Here is a 16,556-nt window from a genome sequence, read left to right on the forward strand (position 1 = left end):
GCCAATCTTCAACGGCGTGCGCCAAGCACCTTGAACATGCCCGTGCGACAAATTTCTTCCTGCATCGAGAAAGCTTCCGACAGCGTCTTTTCATAAGGAAGCTGCCGATTGGCAACCATCAGCAATCGTCCGCCGGGCTTCAGCGCAGCCGCAGCAGCGCGGATCATGCCTTGCCCGATATCCGGCTCGGCGGTCCGGCGCTGATGAAACGGCGGGTTCATGACGATCAGGTCGTAACGATGGGCCACCTGCTCGGCAGAGAGGTCGTGCCAGAAGAAACGCGGTGTAAGCCCTTCTCTGCTCGCGACATTGCGCCTGGCTGCCTCCAGCGAGGCAGAATCTGCCTCGTAAAGGTCGAGCCGCGATATCTTGGGGTAGCGAGCTGCGAGCTCGGCCGCGATGTAACCCCAACCGGCGCAGAAATCGGCAACGGCGCCTGTGATCTTTTTGGGCAGGTTCTCGACCAACAGCCTCGAGCCAGCATCAATCTCGCCTGCCGAAAACATACCGGGGGCGGTGTGGAAGCGCCCGTCCACGATCATTTCGCCATTGCCCGCACGCAGCAATTCAATTGCCTGTGCCACATCCGATGGCCGACGGAACCAGAACGCTATGCCGTGGTGCTTCGGAGCATGTCCGTCGATCGAAACGATCTCGTCCAGCCGCTTGCGCAGGCTGGCGATGCCGTCGTCCTTGCTGCCGGCAACCACAATCAGCCCATCAACGTGAACGCGCTCAAGGGCGTCAGCAACCAGCAACTCGTTCGCACCGCGATGACGGCCGCAGAGCACCAGCGCAGCATCGAAGTTTTCGCCCTCGGCGCGCGGCGAAACGGTGTAGCCGCCGGCTTCCAGACCCCGAACATAGGGGCGAAATCCCTGCACCATCGACAGATCGGCGTCAAAATCTTCGGGCCGTTGAACTCCCGGCTCGGCGCCGAGAAACAGCACCCTTTCGCCCTTGCCCGGTGCTGCGAGCAGCTCCGCCTCGAAGGGATGGAAAAGGGTCTTCAGTGCATCTCGGGACATGGCCTGCCTTGATATCGTGAGCGGAGCGTCAACGGCAAAAGAAAACGGGCGCGACCTTGCGGCGCGCCCGTCTCGTTTGAATTATCGCGTCGATCAGGCGGCGTTTTCTTCGCCGTCAGCCTTCTTGTCACGCGCGATTTCCTTGCCCGTCTCCTGGTCGACGACCTTCATCGACAGGCGAACCTTGCCGCGCTCGTCAAAGCCCATGAGCTTGACGAAGACTTTCTGGCCTTCCTTGACGACGTCCGACGTCTTGGCGACGCGGTCGTTGGCAAGCTGCGAGATGTGAACCAGGCCATCCTTGGGGCCGAAGAAGTTCACGAAAGCGCCGAAATCGGCGGTCTTGACGACCGTGCCTTCGTAGATCTCGCCGACTTCCGGCTCGGCCACGATGGTGTGGATCCACTTCTTGGCCGCCTCGATCTCCTTGGCGTTCGACGAAGCGATCTTCACCGTGCCGTCGTCCTCGATGTTGATCTTGGCGCCGGTCTTTTCGACGATTTCGCGGATGACCTTGCCGCCGGAGCCGATGACGTCACGGATCTTGTCGGTCGGGATGTGCATGACCTCGATACGCGGCGCGAACTCGCCGAGTTCCGAACGGCCCTCGGTGATGGCCTTGGACATCTCGCCCAGGATGTGCAGGCGGCCGTCCTTGGCCTGGCCGAGAGCGACCTTCATGATCTCTTCGGTGATGCCGTCGATCTTGATGTCCATCTGCAGCGCGGTGATGCCGCCCTGCGTGCCGGCCACCTTGAAATCCATGTCGCCGAGGTGATCCTCGTCGCCAAGAATGTCGGAGAGAACGGCAAAGCGCTCGCCTTCCTTGATCAGGCCCATGGCAATGCCGGCAACCGGCTTGGCCAGCGGAACGCCGGCATCCATCAGCGCCAGCGAAGTGCCGCAGACGGTCGCCATCGAGGACGAACCGTTGGACTCGGTGATTTCCGAGACGACGCGCAGCGTGTAGGGGAACTGCTCGGCAGCCGGCAGCATCGGGCGAATGGCGCGCCAAGCGAGCTTGCCGTGGCCGATTTCGCGGCGGCCGGGCGAACCCATGCGGCCGGTTTCACCGACGGAATAGGGCGGGAAGTTGTAATGGAGAAGGAACTTCTCCTTGTACATGCCCGTCAGCGAGTCGACATACTGCTCGTCTTCGCCGGTACCCAGCGTGGCAACCACGATCGCCTGGGTCTCGCCGCGGGTGAACAGCGACGAACCATGGGTGCGCGGCAGCACGCCGACTTCCGAAACGATCTGGCGAACGGTCGAGAGGTCACGGCCGTCGATGCGCGAACCGGTGTCGAGGATGTTCCAGCGCACGATCTTGGCCTGGAGTTCCTTGAACACCGTTGCGACCTGCTCGGAGGAATACTTCGCTTCCTCGCCCTCGGCCGGAGCGAACGCAGCCTTGACCTTGGCCTTGGCGGCGTCGACAGCGGCGTAACGGGCCTGCTTGTCGATGATCTTGTAGGCTTCGCGCAGATCGCCTTCGACGATCTTCAGCATTTCGGCTTCGAGATCGGCATAGCTCGGCGAGGTGAAATCGCGGGGGTCCTTGGCGGCAACTTCAGCGAGCTTGATGATCGCGTCGATGACCGGCTGGAAGCCCTTGTGGCCGAACATGACGGCGCCGAGCATGATGTCTTCGGACAGTTCCTTGGCTTCGGACTCGACCATCAGAACGGCGTCGCCGGTGCCGGCAACGACGAGGTCGAGCAGCGATTCAGGCATCTCGTCGACATGCGGGTTGAGCTTGTATTCGCCGTTGATGTAGCCGACGCGCGCGCCGCCGATCGGGCCCATGAAGGGCACGCCCGAGAGCGTCAAGGCAGCGGAGGTGGCGACGATCGACAGGATGTCAGGATCGTTCTCGAGATCGTGCTGGACGACGGTGACGACAACCTGGGTGTCGTTCTTGTAGCCGTCAGCGAAGAGCGGGCGGATCGGGCGGTCGATGAGACGGGAAACCAGCGTTTCCTTCTCGCTCGGACGGCCTTCACGTTTGAAATAGCCGCCCGGGATCTTGCCGGCGGCATAGGTCTTTTCCTGGTAGTTGACGGTCAGCGGGAAGAAGTCGAAGCCCGGCTTCGGCTCTTTCGCGGAGACGACGGTGGCCAGCACCATGGTCTCGCCGTAGGTGGCGAGCACTGCGCCGTCAGCCTGACGGGCGATCTTGCCGGTTTCGAGGATGAGCGGGCGTCCTGCCCACTCGATTTCCACTCTGTGTTGTTTGAACATGTCTTGTCCTTCAAATGCGGAAAGGCGGCGCAATGCATGCGCGCAGCGTTTCCTGGCTTGTTTCAGACGAGCCACGGGCAAGACAACGGGAGGTCTGGATTAACGGCGTTCGACAACGCCCCAGGCATCCTGCAATCCTGCCCCATGACTGGTCCCATGGGTGGTCTCGGCGCTGCCCTCTGCTGCAGCCGAAACCCTGCTTTGGCATCTGATCTGCCGGACAGGCGCAAGGCCCTCGGCATCTGGATGCATGGACCTGCAGTGGGCAGGCCCGAATAAGAAGACCGGCGGACTTTCAGGACGAAAATCCGCCGGTCAGGAGTTCAGCGACGCAGGCCGAGCTTCTCGATCAGCGTCTGGTAGCGGGCCTCATCCTTGCCCTTGAGATAATCAAGGAGGCTGCGGCGCTGCGAAACCAGGGCCAGAAGACCACGGCGGGAATGGTTATCCTTCTTGTGGTCCTTGAAGTGCTCGGTCAGGTTCTTGATCCGCTCCGAGAGGATCGCCACCTGGACTTCCGGCGAACCGGTGTCACCCTTGGCGGTAGCGAATTCGGAAAGCAATTCGGTCTTGCGTTCAGCAGTAATCGACATCGTGTTTTTCCTTTCAATTTGAGGAAACGGGACGCCCACGGCCGGGATGTCGTCCAGCAGGGGCCGGTGTACATGGCGCAATCTTGCGCGATGCTGCGGCGCATATAGTGCAAAAAGCCGATAAAGGCCATAGCGAATCGAAAACCGGCAAAAAGTCGGTCTTTTAACCCGCAAACACCCGCTTCGGCTTGAACATGCCCGCCTCGATCGCGCCGATCGCCACCAGTTTGCCACGTGCGGTGGCACAGGCTTCCTCGGCTTCCACGGGCGCATCGCGGCCGCGAATGATGACCGGGTTGCCGAGCCTTATCTTGGCCGCCGCATCATCGGTGATCGCCACTTGCGGCAGGCATTCGAGTGCAGCGCCGGTATCGACGATATAGGCATCGATCGCAGCGTAACTCAGTACCACCTCTTCCCCTTCCCGCGCCTGCGGGACCGCGGCTTCCAGTTGTTCCAGCGTGACCAGATCCTCGGCTGTAAAAGGATCGACTTCGGTGCGCCGAAGCGTTGCTATATGGCCGAAGCATTCAAGATCGCGGCCCATGTCGCGGGCCAGCGAGCGCACATAGGTTCCCTTGCCGCATTCGATTTCGAAGACCGAATTGCCTTCCGGCGTGGTTTCGATCAGTTCCAGCCGTCCGATTTCGATTTCCCGGGCAGGAATGTCGACCGTCTCGCCTTCGCGAGCCAGATCATAGGCGCGCTCGCCGGCGATCTTGATCGCCGAGAACTGTGGCGGTGTCTGCATGATCACGCCGGTGTATTTCGGCAGCAGCGCCAGGATTTCGGTTTCCGAAGGACGCTTCTCCGAAGTCTTCGTCACCGGGCCTTCGAGATCGTCGGTCGAACGCTCCTCGCCCCAGGCAACCGTGAAACGGTAGACCTTGGCGCCATCCTGAACATAAGGCACCGTCTTGGTCGCCTCGCCGAGCGCGATGGGCAGCATGCCGGAGGCCAGCGGGTCGAGCGTGCCGGCATGGCCGGCCTTCTCGGCCTGGAACAGCCACTTGATCTTGGAGACCGCTTCGGTCGAGCCCATGCCGATCGGCTTGTCGAACACCAGCCAGCCGGAAATCGGCCGGCCCTTCTTCTTGCCCCTGCGCCCCACTATTCCTGCTCCTTGTCGTCGTCGGCTTCCAGATCCCGCACGACCACCGGCGATTTCAGAAGTTCATTGATCTTGGCGAAATTGTCGTAGCTCGTGTCGAGCCGGAAGCGGAACTCCGGCATGTATTTCATCTGCCGCAGGGCCGACGAGACACGTCCGCGAATGAAGCGCGCATGCTTGTTGAGCGTCTCGATCACCGCCGCGTCGTCGCGCGCGCCAAGCGGCGAAACGAAGGCCGTCGCGATCTTCAAATCCGGCGACATGCGCACTTCCGAGATCGATATCACCGTCGTCTCGATGACGGGGTCCAGTATCTCGCCACGCTGCAGCGTCTCGGACAGGGCGTGGCGCACCTGTTCGCCGACGCGAAGCTGGCGCTGGGAGGGGCCGCTGGTTTGTTTGCTCATATCGTCTCTCAATCCGGAAGGTTGACTCGGCCATTCGCACCGAGGCGAGCCAGAACAGGTGGTGATGCTATCGGGCGGCCGGACCATTTCAGCACGCTGTCGCGAAAGGTCTGCCGTTCCTCGTCCGAGGTGAATATCCGGGCTGGCCAAGGATGGGCAAATGTCTTGGAAAGCCAGAAATAGAAGGTTCCCGCTTCCTCCTCGAGAGCATAGAGCGAGTTCCACGGACAACTCACCGTCTGACCCACGACCGTATAGCTGATCCCGTTCTCATCAACCGTCGCCTCGATCGGCTTGCCGAGCACGCCCATCTTCGTTAGCCGCCGGCGGTAGATACCCCGCAGCAAGCGGCGCATCGGCTGTAAAAGCAGGATCGTCAGCAACACACCTGCAATCACGCTTGCGACGACATAAATGGCGAATATGACGACGTCGCCAGCGCGCCATTTGTCGAAATTCAGGAACAGAGCACCGAACAGTACAATCAAAGCCATCGCGCCGACGGTCGGCCATAACGGCAGAAGTTGGCGCGTCGTGTACTGGATATCAAGATGATCATCCAGCTCCAACTCGAACGTCTTGTGAAAGCCGGATTGCGCAGCCGCGGGCCAGATTTTCGGAACGGAGGTACGGGACGGCCCGGACATACTATAAACCTAGCCGTTGCGGGGTGGGACCGCATCACGGTTGCAGCAAAGAGAGCGGCCGAAGCCGCCCTCCAGTTTCCATCAGCCTTTACAGCGTCCGGGTCACCATCTCGACGCGGAAGCACTCGATGACGTCGCCCTGGCGCATGTCTTCGTAGTTTTGGAAGGCCATGCCACATTCCTGGCCGACCGGAACCTCGGACACTTCGTCCTTGAAGCGCTTCAGCGTCTTCAGCGTACCTTCGTGGATGACGACATCGTCGCGGATCAGGCGTACGCCGGCACCGCGCTCGACCTTGCCTTCCGTGACACGGCAACCGGCGACCTTGCCGGTCTTCGTGATGTTGAAGACTTCCAGGATTTCCGCATTGCCGATGAAGGTTTCGCGGCGTTCCGGCGACAGCAGACCCGACATGGCCGCCTTAACGTCATCCACGAGATTGTAGATGATGTTGTAGTAGCGGATGTCGATGCCGGCCTGCTCGGCCGCCTGACGGGCCTGAGGGTTTGCACGCACGTTGAAGCCGATCATGGCAGCACCGGACGTCTCGGCGAGCGACACGTCGCTTTCCGTGATGCCACCGGCGCCTGCATGAACGATGCGGGCACGGACTTCGTCGGTGCCCAGCTTGTCGAGTGCTGCGATAATCGCCTCGACGGAACCCTGCACGTCGGCCTTGATGACCAGTGGGAACTCCTTGAGACCACTCGACTGCAGCTGCGACATCATATGTTCGAGCGAACCGCGCTGGCCAACATGGCGGGCAGCCGCCTTGTCGCGAGCAAGACGCTGACGGTACTCGGTGATCTCGCGCGCCTTGGCCTCGTTGGTGACGACAGCAAAGCGGTCGCCTGCCTGCGGCGTACCCTGGAGACCCAGGATTTCAACCGGGGTAGCCGGCAGCGCTTCCTTGACGTGCTCGCCATGATCGTCGACGAGGGCGCGCACACGGCCCCACTCGTTGCCGGCCACGACGATGTCGCCGACCAGCAGCGTACCGGTCTGCACCAGAACGGTAGCCACCGAACCACGGCCCTTGTCGAGCTTGGCTTCGATGACGACACCTTCGGCGGTACGGTTCGCATTGGCCTTGAGGTCGAGCAGTTCGGCCTGCAGCAGGATCGCTTCGAGCAGCTTGTCGAGATTGGTGCCCTTGGTCGCCGAAACCTCGACGTCCAGAACTTCACCGCCCATCGATTCCACGAAAACCTCGTGCTGCAGAAGCTGCGTGCGCACCTTCTGCGGATCGGCTGACGGCTTGTCGATCTTGTTGATCGCCACGATGATCGGAACACCGGCCGCTTTGGCGTGGCTGATGGACTCGATGGTCTGCGGCATCACGCTGTCGTCGGCAGCGACCACCAGGATGGCAATGTCGGTGGCCTGCGCACCGCGGGCACGCATTGCCGTGAAGGCGGCGTGGCCGGGCGTGTCGATGAAGGTGATCTTCTGACCGTTCTTCTCGACCTGATAGGCGCCGATATGCTGGGTGATGCCGCCGGCTTCGCCGGAAACGACATTGGCATTGCGGATCGCATCGAGAAGCGAGGTCTTGCCGTGGTCGACGTGACCCATGATGGTGACGACCGGCGAACGCGACTCCATGTCCTCGGGACGGTCGGCAACGTCGAACAGGCCTTCTTCGATGTCGGATTCAGCGACGCGGCGAACCGTGTGGCCAAATTCGGCAGCGATGAGTTCGGCCGTATCGGCGTCGATCACGTCGCCCGGCTTCAGGATCTGGCCCTGCTTCATGAAGTACTTGACCACATCCACGGCGCGCTCGGACATACGCTGAGCGAGTTCCTGGATGGTGATGGTTTCAGGCAGCACCACTTCGCGCACGATCTTCTCGCGCGGTTCCTGATGCATGGCGCGCTTGAACTTTTCCTGACGGCGGCGCATCGACGACAGCGAACGACCGCGGCTGTCTTCGTCTGAAGTAGCGCTGCTGAGCGTCAGCTTGCCGCGACGGCGATCTTCCTCGCCCTTGGTCTTTGCCGGGCGGGCGACTTCAGGCGTTACGATCCGCTTGATAGGAACGGCGCTGCGCGGGGAAGCCACGCTCTTGCTCTTGGCTTCCGGTTCATCAGCTACCAGGTCGGCGTGCTGAGGCGCACGGCGGCGCGCTTCTTCCTCGGCGCGACGGCGGGCTTCGGCCTCTGTCTGGAGACGAGCCTCTTCCTCGGCCTGACGGCGAGCCGATTCATCGCGCTCACGGCGGCGGCGCTCTTCTTCTTCCTGACGGCGCTTGGTTTCTTCCAGGGCGCGCTGGCGATCTTCGATCTCGCGGGCCTTGGAGCCCTCGAGCGCACGGCGGCGCGCTTCCATCTCGCTGCTCGACAGCTCGTTCAGAACCATGCCGGAACGCTCAGCCACAACCGGAGCGGGCGCAGGCGCGGGAGCGGGTGCCGGCGCAGGTGCGGCAACGGGCTTCGGCGCTTCCTGCACCACCGGTGCTGCTACTGCGACGGGCGCAGGCGCGGGCGCCGGCTTCGGCGTGAACACCGAGGCAACGGTCGGCTCCGGCTTGTCGCCAGGCATCGAGAATTTGCGCTTCTTGGTTTCGACGACGACGGCCTTGGTGCGCCCGTGCGAGAAGTTCTGCCGCACGGTGCCCTGCTCCACGCCTGGGCGCTTCAGCGTCAAGGTCTTCTTCGTGTTGACGCTCAACGTGTTGTCGTCACCCGATTTCGTATCGCTCATTCCATATCCTCTGCGGCTTCATCTTCGTCAGCAATTGCCGCAAACATTGCCCGGTCATCCGGGGATCCGCCCCGGTATCGGTCAAGCGCAACCATGCGCTTCAGCACCGCTTTTCCCGCGTCTTCCGCAAGAACGGCAGCATGTATCACATTTGTGCCCCCTAATGCCAAACTCAAATCGGCTTCCGAGAAAAGTTTGTAGGCATAGATTTCGGGGCCGCCGGCATAGGCGGTGGCGCGGCGTGCCTGGGTAATCTTGCGAAGGCCGTCTTCCGATGCTTCCACTGCGTGAAGAACGAGAAGCGCCTTGCCGCTGCGCACCGCACTTTCGACCTTTGTCGCGCCGAGTGCAATGGCACCAGCCTTGCGGGCCAGTCCGAGGACACCGAGGACAGATTTTGCCAGAAGCATATCCACCATCGCGCCAAGATCAGGCGAAACGGTGACTTCCTTCTTGAAGGCGCGGGCAAAGCTGTTCTTTGCCGCAGCCTTGTCCACATGTAGGCGGTCGCCGGTCACCCAGCAACCGCGCCCTGGAAGATTTCTTTTCAGATCGGGAACGACAGCAGAATCCGGCCCGACAACGAAACGGATCAGTTCATCCGGCTCGGCGGTCTTGCGCGTGACGATGCAGGTGCGATCGTTCATCTCGTCGTGGGTCAGGTCCCGTGCGATGCGTGTTCACCTCACGCACCAGCGGCTTCGGCAGTCGCTTCCTCAGCAACTGCTTCGTCCTCTGTGATCCAACCGGCCTTCAGGCGTGCAGCCAGGACCATCTGTTCAGCGTCGGTGCGCGAAATGGCGTAAGTGGCAAGAACGCCGGGGAAGAACTTGGTCTCGCCGTCCTTGCGTTCCTTCCAGCCGACGAGATCGTCGACCGCGTAACCGGCGAAGTCCTCGATCGTCTTCACGCCGTCCTCGCCGAGCGTCACCAGCATTGCGGTGGTGATGCCCGGGATTTCGCGCAGTTCGTCCTCGACGCCCAGAGCACGGCGCTTGTCGTCGTGCTCTGCTTCGATCTTCTCGAGATATTCGCGGGCGCGGGTCTGGATCTCGCTGGCGGTGTCCTCATCAAAGCCGTCAATCGAGGAAATCTCGTCGGCGTCGACATAGGCCACTTCCTCGACGCTGGTGAACCCTTCGGAGGCCAGCACCTGGCCGACCATCTCGTCGACATCCAGCGCTTCCATGAAGAGGTTCGAACGCTCGACGAATTCCTTCTGGCGACGCTCGGATTCTTCCTGCTCGGTCAGGATGTCGATATCCCAGCCGGTGAGCTGCGAAGCAAGGCGAACGTTCTGGCCGCGGCGGCCGATGGCCAGCGAGAGCTGGTCGTCGGGCACCACGACTTCTATGCGCTCTGCATCCTCATCGAGAACAACCTTGGCGACTTCAGCCGGCTGCAAGGCGTTGACGATGAAGGAGGCGGCCGAAGGCGACCACGGAATGATGTCGATCTTCTCGCCCTGCAATTCGCCGACAACGGCCTGGACGCGCGAACCGCGCATACCAACGCAGGCGCCGACCGGATCGATCGATGAGTCACGCGAAATGACGGCGATCTTGGCGCGGGAACCCGGATCGCGGGCCACCGACTTGATCTCGATGATACCGTCATAGATTTCCGGCACTTCCATGGTGAAGAGCTTGGCCATGAACTGCGGGTGCGTACGCGACAGGAAAATCTGCGGGCCGCGCTGCTCGCGGCGCACGTCGTAGACATAGGCACGGACGCGGTCGCCATACTTATAGTTTTCGCGGGGGATCAGCTCGTCGCGGCGGATGATCGCTTCGCCACGGCCGAGATCGACGATGACGTTGCCATACTCGACGCGCTTGACCGTGCCGTTGACGATCTCGCCGATGCGATCCTTGTATTCGTCGAACTGACGATCACGCTCGGCCTCGCGCACCTTCTGGACGATGACCTGCTTGGCCGACTGCGCGGCGATGCGGCCGAAATCCATCGGCGGGAGCTGCTCGGCAATGAAGTCGCCGACCTGTGCGTCGGGATTGCGCTCGCGCGCCGAGGAGAGCGCGATCTGGGTCGCGTAGTCATCGACCTTTTCCACGACTTCCATCAGACGCTGCAGCTTCATCTCGCCGGTGTTCGGGTTGATGTCGGCGCGGATGTTGGTTTCCTGGCCGTAGCGCGAGCGCGCGGCCTTCTGGATCGCGTCGGCCATGGCGGCGATCACGATTGATTTGTCGATCGACTTTTCACGCGCAACCGCATCGGCGATCTGCAGCAGCTCAAGCCTGTTCGCACTGACTACCATCTTCGTCTCCCTGAACAATGCCGGCGTCGACCGGCTGCTCAATCACTCTTCTGTTTCGATCTCGTCTTCCGCGTCGTCTTCATCTTCGCCGCGGTTTTTCTTGGCTTCCTTGCGGGCCCTGTTGTCCTTGCTCAGCGCATCCCGGATCAGGTCGTCTGTCAGGATCAGGCGGGCATCGGCAATCGTTTCGAACGGTATGCGCACGCTGGGCTCATCGCCGTAAGCGGGCTGGTCGCGCTCTATCAGAACGCTTTCGTCGTCGGTCTCTGCGATCTTGCCGCGAAAACGCTTGCGGTCTGCGACCAGGATCGACGTTTCCATCTTCACGAGATGACCGACCCAGGCGGAGAAATCCGACTTGCGCACCAGCGGGCGATCGATGCCCGGCGATGACACTTCCAGATGATAGGCCTTATCGATCGGATCGTCGACATCAAGCGCGGGAGAAACCGCGCGGCTGACCTCTTCGCAGTCCTCGACTGTCATGGTGCCGTCTTCACGTTCAGCCATGATCTGCAGCGTCAGGCCGTTCTGGCCCGAGAGGCGCACACGCACGAGCCGAAAGCCGATTGCACGCAATACCGGTGCAATGATCGATGCCACACGCGCATCGACACCGCTTTCGCGGATGATGCGATCGTCGCCGGCTATGCTGGATGTCTCTTCCGTCATTCCCTGTCCGAGGCTGGGCCAGGTAACAAAAAAGAGCGGGACCGGGTGGACCCACTCTTCGTCATACCGACCAAGAATTTGAATGGGATATAGCCCATTGGCCAGCCGGTTTCAAGTCCAAGACGGAATGCTCAGCCGCACAGCGTTCCGGACTACCGGTTTCCCAAGGATGCGCGGCACGCATGGCTCGCATGCAGGAAACCATCTGTCAGAAATATCAATGAGTTCCTATATATGCTGCATGGCAACAGAAAATTTGTTGCGATGCACAACTCGAAAGGAAGCTTTCAATGACCAAGCGAAGCACAATTTCGGTGATGAGCGATCTGTTCAGCGTATTCGGTAGCGCCGTGGCCGTGTCCCGTGCCGTCGATAACCGCAGGATGCCGAGCGAACATCACCTCCGCAATCTCGGCATCAACCCCGAGTCCTTCAAGAACATCCGGCACTTCTAAAGCCGGATGTTGATGATGAGACGAGGATCTATCAATCCTCGTCGGCGGCAAGCTGCGAAAGCACCTTGCCTCGCCCGCGTGCCCGCATCACCAGCGGCACGATCACGGCAGCAGCCGCAAGCGTCAGCAGCACGATCGAAATAGGCGAGTGCACCAGCACCGTCAGATCGCCTTGGCTGATCGCCAAAGCGCGGCGCAATTGCTGCTCGGCCAATGGCCCCAGGATCAAGCCCACGACGACCGGTGCGATCGGATAGCCGAACTGGCGCAGCAGATAGCCCAGAATACCGAACGTAAGGAGCATTCCCAGTTCAAACACCGACGGGTTGGCGCCTATGGTGCCGAGCGTCGCGAAGACCAGAATGCCGGCATAGAGCCAATGGCGCGGGATCGACAGAAGCCTGACCCACAGGCCGATCAGCGGCAGGTTCAGCACCAGCAGCATGAAATTGGCCACCAGCAGGCTGGCGATCAGGCCCCAGACCAGCGATGAATTGTTGGCGAACAGCAACGGTCCCGGCTGCAGGCCGAATTGTTGGAAGCCCGCCAGCATGATTGCCGCAGTCGCCGTCGTCGGCAGGCCGAGCGTCAGCAGTGGCACCAGCGTACCAGCGGCAGAGGCATTGTTGGCTGCTTCGGGTCCGGCAACGCCTTCGATCGCGCCATGGCCGAATTCTTCCGGCTTCCTGGCAAGCTGCTTTTCCACCGAGTAGGACAGGAAGGTGCCGATCTCGGCGCCGCCGGCCGGCATGGCACCAATCGGAAAGCCGATCGCCGTGCCACGCAGCCACGGCTTCCACGACCGCGACCAATCCTCTTTGTTCATCCAGACGGAGCCCTTCACCGGCTCAATGCGCTCGTCGCCGCTGCTGCGTGACGCCGCGACAGTCAATGTTTCACCGATCGCAAAGAGCGCGACCGCCAGCGTCGTCACCTCGATACCGTCGAGCAGGTCGGGGATACCGAAGGCAAGGCGCGCCTGCCCCGTCTGCAGGTCGATGCCTATGAGGCCGAGCGCGAGGCCGATGAAGAGGGCCGTCAGGCCACGCAGGGACGACTCGCCGAAGGCAGCCGAAACGGTCATGAAGGCCAGTACCATCAGCGCGAAATATTCGGCCGGGCCGAAGGACAGCGCGAATTTGACGATAAAGGGCGCGATAAGCGCCAGCCCGATCGTGGCGATGAGACCGGCAACGAAGGAGCCGATGGCAGCCGTCGCCAGCGCCGGCCCGCCCCTGCCCTTGCGGGCCATCTTGTTGCCTTCCAGCGCGGTGACGATAGAGGCGCTTTCGCCCGGCGTATTGAGCAGGATCGACGTGGTCGAGCCGCCATACATGCCGCCGTAATAGATGCCCGCGAACATGATCAGCGAGCCGGCCGGATCGAGCTTGTAGGTGACGGGCAGAAGCAGCGCCACGGTCAGCGCCGGACCGATGCCCGGCAGCACGCCAACGGCAGTGCCCAGCGTCACGCCGATCAGCGCGTAAAGAAGATTCATCGGCTCCAGCGCAACCAGGAACCCTTGTGCCAAAAGGCCGAACGTATCCATGCTCTAACCCCTTAGCCTAAAATGAGCCGCTCGAGCGGACCGGCGGGCAGCGACAGTTGCAGCCCCTTGGAGAAGATGAACCAGACGACGAAGGAAAGGACGATGCCGATCGGGATCGTCATCCATAGCGGTCCGCGCCCGAAGCCGCGCGCCGTGGCGGCAAACAGCAGGCCGGTGGCGATAGAAAAGCCTACGAACTTTAGAAGCAGCATCTGTGCGGCAAGGCCACCGACGATCCAGATGACGGGTCCGAACTGCTGTGGTTCGCGCTCCGGAAAATCATGGCGAAGAGCGGCAAACACCGTCCACACGGCCAGAATGAAAAGGGCTGCGGCGATCGCATAGGGGAAAGCCGTCGGGCCGAGGCGGGAATAGCTGCCGGCGCCACCCATATGCGCGGTGTTCCAGGCAATCACACCGGCGATGATCGCCAGAACCGCCGCTATAACGAACGCCGCCCGGTCAGGGCGGCGCTTGGTATCGGATGTGTTGTTTTCCGTCATTTGACGAGACCGATGTCCTTCAGGATTCCCGAGGTCGATTCAATGTCCTTGGCAAGCTGCGTCTTAAACTCGTCGCCAGCCAGGTAGGTGTCGGCCCAGCCCTTGGTGGCAAGCGCGTCCTTCCAGCTCTTCGACGTCACCATCTTTTCAACGTCAGCGCTGATCGCAGCCTTCTGCTCGTCGGTGATGCCGGGTGCTGCTGCAACCATGCGCCAGTTCTGGATGGAAACGTCAACGCCGCCTTCCTTGAAGGTCGGCGCATCGATGCCCGCGACCTTCTCGTCGCTGGAGATGCCGATGATGCGCAATTCGCCAGCCTTGATCTGCGATTCGAATTCGCCATAGCCGGAAATACCGACCGTGACCTGTCCGCCGAGGATAGCCGCAAGTGCCTCACCGCCGCCGGAGAAAGCGATGTAGTTGACCTTGGTCGGGTCGACGCCCACCGCCTTGGCGATCAGGCCCGCAGTGATGTGATCCGTACCGCCGGCCGAGCCGCCACCCCAGGACACCGAGCCCGGATCAGCCTTCAGCTTCGCGACGAGACCGGCCATGTCCTTGATGTCGGAAGTGGCGGGCACGACGATTGCTTCAAATTCGCCGGTGAGGCGGGCAATCGGCGTCACCTGATCGAGCGTGACAGGAGATGCATTGGTGAGGATCGCGCCGACCATGACATAGCCGCCGACGATGAGCTGCGAAGGATCGCCGCTCGCCTGATTGGCGAACTGGGCAAGGCCGATAGTGCCACCGGCGCCGGGAACGTTGTTGACCTGGACGCTGCTGGAAATCTTTTCGTCCTGAAGGGCCGTCTGCATGGTGCGGGCGGTCTGGTCCCAGCCACCGCCGGGCGCTGCGGGCGCCATGATCTTGTAGTCGGCAGCATGTGCCGGAAGGGCGAGCAAGCCACCCAGTATCGACGCGAGTACGAAATGCTTCACGATGTTTCCTCCTTGGTTCGGTGCGCCATCAGGAGGTGGCGCGCCAGATCTGACTGTCGAAGCCTCGTTTGCCCGGTTCATCACCGGCATCCGGGCTTTCTCTGGTTTGGAAGGTCTGGCAGGGCGTGGTCGTGCCACACCGCAGTCAAAATGCCCATTTTCCCTGCCGCAAGCCTTGAGACCGCGGACAAATATTCTGGGATATGGGCTTGGTTCCTCCCGAAACTCCCCGTTCTGGCTGCCTCCAACAGCCAAACCGACCGTCACATCACCACATCAACCTGACATAAGGCTGACATCCGGCAAGATCGTGCAGGCATTCTGTCAGTTCACTCTTGTCCTCGCAAGGCATCGTTCCAGCGCTTGATCAGCCGTGTGCGCTTGACCTGATCGAGATAGACCATCAGTCCGGGGCTTACCGGCACCGGCCGCAACTGGGCGCCCAGCGTTGTCTGCATCATGCTGGCGGTATTCTCGCCGGACACGTCGGGATTGACGGCTGCGATGTGCAATTGCCTGGCCATGATCGCCTGACCCTCGGCGGACATGAAGTATTCGAGATATCTGCGTCCGAGATCGGGAGACTGTGCCGCCTTCGGCACCAGTCCGATGCGCGACATGACCACGGTGTAGTCCTTGGGCAGCATGATCCCGACATCGGGATGGCGCGAAGCCCAATCGGCAGCGTAGGAGCCGAGAATGTTGTAGCCGAGCACGAAGCGGCCATCGGCGATACGCTCCAGAATGGCCGAACTCGTCGAATAGAGCTTTACGCCCGCTGCTCCCATAGCCTGGATCACCGTCCAGATATCGCCGAACTGTTCCTGGTCGCGGGACATGAACATGAAACCGACGCCAGAGCGCTCGATGTCATAGGTGGCGATACGGCCGAAAACGGCGTCACCCTGATGCTGCAGGTAATCCACGAACTGCTTGCGCGTGGCGGGCGGCTCCACGTCCTTGAAGCTCGGCTTGTGGTAGACGAAGACTGCCGGCTCGAATGTCAGCGCATAGGCCGTGTTGCGCCAGTTCGCCCAGCGCGGCCAGCGCTCACTCAGCGGAAGATCACTCTGCTGCGCATAGCCGTCATTGGCAAGCTTCACCTGCAGATCCATTGCCGACGAAAATGCCATGTCGGCGGTTTTTTGTCCGGCATCGGTTTCGCGGACGATGCGGTCGTAGATGTCGGAGGTCAGCATATCCTCGTAGCGGACCGCAACGCCCGGATTGGCCTTCTGGAAACCGGCAACCATCGGCTCGACCAGCGGCGTATCGAGCGAGGAATAGACAATCAGCGTGCGCGCGCTCGCGTTGCCGTCCAATGCCGGGAAGAGCACCTCTTGTGCCGTGGCAGGGAAAGCTCCAGAGAGCAAAAGAATGAGGAATGCAAGCAGCCGCATGGTCCACTGACCATGCAACAGGCT

The 16,556-nt window shown here is 61.5% G+C and carries 15 protein-coding genes; 1 reads left to right on the plus strand and 14 read right to left on the minus strand.

Annotation, left to right across the window (positions count from 1 at the left end):
- Nucleotides 1-8: 8 nt before the first annotated feature.
- The 10 genes from DZG07_RS00870 to rimP all read right to left on the minus strand — a co-directional run bounded on the left by DZG07_RS00870 (nt 9) and on the right by rimP (nt 11,684).
- A complete protein-coding gene (locus tag DZG07_RS00870; protein WP_119813599.1) occupies nt 9-1,028 on the minus strand; it encodes a class I SAM-dependent methyltransferase in 1,020 nt (339 codons plus the stop codon).
- Between the two features lie 93 nt (nt 1,029-1,121).
- The gene (pnp, locus tag DZG07_RS00875; protein WP_091911210.1) at nt 1,122-3,269 is read right to left on the minus strand and encodes a polyribonucleotide nucleotidyltransferase; all 2,148 of its coding nucleotides are present in this window, start codon (nt 3,267-3,269) and stop codon (nt 1,122-1,124) included.
- A 323-nt stretch (nt 3,270-3,592) separates the two neighbouring features.
- Nucleotides 3,593-3,862, minus strand: coding sequence for a 30S ribosomal protein S15 (gene rpsO, locus DZG07_RS00880; protein WP_091911211.1), 270 nt, complete (start codon nt 3,860-3,862; stop codon nt 3,593-3,595).
- A gap of 163 nt (nt 3,863-4,025) precedes the next feature.
- Nucleotides 4,026-4,973, minus strand: a complete 948-nt coding sequence (gene truB / locus DZG07_RS00885) for a tRNA pseudouridine(55) synthase TruB (protein ID WP_119813601.1) — start codon at nt 4,971-4,973, stop codon at nt 4,026-4,028.
- The gene (gene rbfA / locus DZG07_RS00890; RefSeq protein WP_091911214.1) at nt 4,973-5,380 is read right to left on the minus strand and encodes a 30S ribosome-binding factor RbfA; all 408 of its coding nucleotides are present in this window, start codon (nt 5,378-5,380) and stop codon (nt 4,973-4,975) included. The genes truB and rbfA overlap by 1 nt, the downstream gene beginning before the upstream one ends.
- Nucleotides 5,381-5,388: 8 nt before the next feature.
- Complete coding sequence (locus DZG07_RS00895; protein ID WP_245429560.1) at nt 5,389-5,949, minus strand: YcxB family protein; 561 nt, start codon at nt 5,947-5,949, stop codon at nt 5,389-5,391.
- Nucleotides 5,950-6,115: 166 nt separating this feature from the next.
- The gene (infB, locus tag DZG07_RS00900; RefSeq protein WP_091911218.1) at nt 6,116-8,734 is read right to left on the minus strand and encodes a translation initiation factor IF-2; all 2,619 of its coding nucleotides are present in this window, start codon (nt 8,732-8,734) and stop codon (nt 6,116-6,118) included.
- Nucleotides 8,731-9,381: an RNA-binding protein gene (locus tag DZG07_RS00905; protein ID WP_091911220.1), complete on the minus strand. Its 651-nt coding sequence runs from the start codon at nt 9,379-9,381 to the stop codon at nt 8,731-8,733. The genes infB and DZG07_RS00905 overlap by 4 nt, the downstream gene beginning before the upstream one ends.
- A gap of 38 nt (nt 9,382-9,419) precedes the next feature.
- Entirely contained in the window at nt 9,420-11,012 is a 1,593-nt protein-coding gene (gene nusA / locus DZG07_RS00910; RefSeq protein WP_091911716.1) for a transcription termination factor NusA, read from the minus strand.
- Between the two features lie 42 nt (nt 11,013-11,054).
- The gene (gene rimP, locus DZG07_RS00915) at nt 11,055-11,684 is read right to left on the minus strand and encodes a ribosome maturation factor RimP (protein WP_119813604.1); all 630 of its coding nucleotides are present in this window, start codon (nt 11,682-11,684) and stop codon (nt 11,055-11,057) included.
- Between the two features lie 290 nt (nt 11,685-11,974).
- Here rimP and DZG07_RS23680 point away from each other — a divergent pair, with 290 nt between their 5' ends.
- Nucleotides 11,975-12,139, plus strand: coding sequence for a hypothetical protein (locus tag DZG07_RS23680; protein ID WP_162931527.1), 165 nt, complete (start codon nt 11,975-11,977; stop codon nt 12,137-12,139).
- Nucleotides 12,140-12,170: 31 nt separating this feature from the next.
- Here DZG07_RS23680 and DZG07_RS00920 read toward each other — a convergent pair whose 3' ends face one another.
- The 4 genes from DZG07_RS00920 to DZG07_RS00935 all read right to left on the minus strand — a co-directional run bounded on the left by DZG07_RS00920 (nt 12,171) and on the right by DZG07_RS00935 (nt 16,532).
- Nucleotides 12,171-13,688 (minus strand): tripartite tricarboxylate transporter permease, encoded by a 1,518-nt coding sequence (locus tag DZG07_RS00920; RefSeq protein WP_119813606.1) that lies wholly within the window; start codon nt 13,686-13,688, stop codon nt 12,171-12,173.
- A gap of 11 nt (nt 13,689-13,699) precedes the next feature.
- Nucleotides 13,700-14,191 (minus strand): tripartite tricarboxylate transporter TctB family protein, encoded by a 492-nt coding sequence (locus DZG07_RS00925; protein WP_091911226.1) that lies wholly within the window; start codon nt 14,189-14,191, stop codon nt 13,700-13,702.
- Nucleotides 14,188-15,132, minus strand: coding sequence for a tripartite tricarboxylate transporter substrate binding protein (locus DZG07_RS00930; protein ID WP_091911228.1), 945 nt, complete (start codon nt 15,130-15,132; stop codon nt 14,188-14,190). The genes DZG07_RS00925 and DZG07_RS00930 overlap by 4 nt, the downstream gene beginning before the upstream one ends.
- A 329-nt stretch (nt 15,133-15,461) precedes the next feature.
- Nucleotides 15,462-16,532 carry an ABC transporter substrate-binding protein gene (locus DZG07_RS00935; RefSeq protein ID WP_091911230.1) on the minus strand — a complete coding sequence of 357 codons (1,071 nt, stop codon included), beginning with the start codon at nt 16,530-16,532 and terminating at the stop codon, nt 15,462-15,464.
- Nucleotides 16,533-16,556: the final 24 nt, after the last annotated feature.

The sequence above is a fragment of the Mesorhizobium sp. DCY119 genome (assembly GCF_003590645.1).
Taxonomy (GTDB): domain Bacteria; phylum Pseudomonadota; class Alphaproteobacteria; order Rhizobiales; family Rhizobiaceae; genus Mesorhizobium_M.

What these genes read in the sequence shown, in the direction of transcription:
- DZG07_RS00870 (WP_119813599.1), bottom strand. Translation starts at nt 1,028, where the DNA reads ATGTCCCGAGATGCACTGAAGACCCTTTTCCATCCCTTCGAGGCGGAG.
- pnp (WP_091911210.1), bottom strand. Translation starts at nt 3,269, where the DNA reads ATGTTCAAACAACACAGAGTGGAAATCGAGTGGGCAGGACGCCCGCTC.
- rpsO (WP_091911211.1), bottom strand. Translation starts at nt 3,862, where the DNA reads ATGTCGATTACTGCTGAACGCAAGACCGAATTGCTTTCCGAATTCGCT.
- rbfA (WP_091911214.1), bottom strand. Translation starts at nt 5,380, where the DNA reads ATGAGCAAACAAACCAGCGGCCCCTCCCAGCGCCAGCTTCGCGTCGGC.
- infB (WP_091911218.1), bottom strand. Translation starts at nt 8,734, where the DNA reads ATGAGCGATACGAAATCGGGTGACGACAACACGTTGAGCGTCAACACG.
- DZG07_RS00905 (WP_091911220.1), bottom strand. Translation starts at nt 9,381, where the DNA reads ATGAACGATCGCACCTGCATCGTCACGCGCAAGACCGCCGAGCCGGAT.
- nusA (WP_091911716.1), bottom strand. Translation starts at nt 11,012, where the DNA reads ATGGTAGTCAGTGCGAACAGGCTTGAGCTGCTGCAGATCGCCGATGCG.
- rimP (WP_119813604.1), bottom strand. Translation starts at nt 11,684, where the DNA reads ATGACGGAAGAGACATCCAGCATAGCCGGCGACGATCGCATCATCCGC.
- DZG07_RS23680 (WP_162931527.1), top strand. Translation starts at nt 11,975, where the DNA reads ATGACCAAGCGAAGCACAATTTCGGTGATGAGCGATCTGTTCAGCGTA.
- DZG07_RS00920 (WP_119813606.1), bottom strand. Translation starts at nt 13,688, where the DNA reads ATGGATACGTTCGGCCTTTTGGCACAAGGGTTCCTGGTTGCGCTGGAG.
- DZG07_RS00925 (WP_091911226.1), bottom strand. Translation starts at nt 14,191, where the DNA reads ATGACGGAAAACAACACATCCGATACCAAGCGCCGCCCTGACCGGGCG.
- DZG07_RS00935 (WP_091911230.1), bottom strand. Translation starts at nt 16,532, where the DNA reads ATGCGGCTGCTTGCATTCCTCATTCTTTTGCTCTCTGGAGCTTTCCCT.